This is a genomic window from Acidithiobacillus ferriphilus (genome assembly GCF_018854775.1).
GTDB classification, from domain to species: Bacteria; Pseudomonadota; Gammaproteobacteria; order Acidithiobacillales; family Acidithiobacillaceae; genus Acidithiobacillus; species Acidithiobacillus ferriphilus.
Genome location: NZ_JAAZTY010000230.1, coordinates 1 through 397 on the forward strand (window position 1 = coordinate 1; position 397 = coordinate 397).

Annotated in this window: 1 protein-coding gene; it reads right to left on the bottom strand. The window is 57.2% G+C overall.

Going from position 1 to position 397, the window contains the following annotated elements; all coding sequences use genetic code 11:
* A partial coding sequence (locus tag HF921_RS13765; protein WP_264318201.1) for a RuBisCO large subunit C-terminal-like domain-containing protein occupies positions 1–397 on the bottom strand: 397 nt, incomplete at both ends.

A 397-nucleotide genomic window follows, 5' to 3' on the forward strand; every position in this document is an offset into this window, starting at 1 on the left:
ATAGTTCTTGGCGGATAGACCGAGTTTGGGCTTGATGGTGCAGCCGAGCATCGGCCGGCCATATTTGTTCATTTTGTCGCGCTCGACCTGGATACCGTGGGGCGGTCCATTGCAAGTCTTGACATAGGCGAGCGGGAATCGCACATCCTCCAGGCGCAGCGCACGCACGGCCTTGAAGCCGAACACGTTACCGACCAGAGAGGTGAAGACGTTGACCACGGACCCCTCTTCAAACAAATCTATGGGATAGGCAACGAACGCGTAAAAACAGGTGTCATCGCCCGGCACATCTTCAATGCGATAGGCGCGGCCTTTGTAGTAATCCATGTCGGTCAACAAATCGGTCCACACCGTGGTCCATGTGCCGGTAGAAGACTCGGCGGCTACCGCGGCGGCG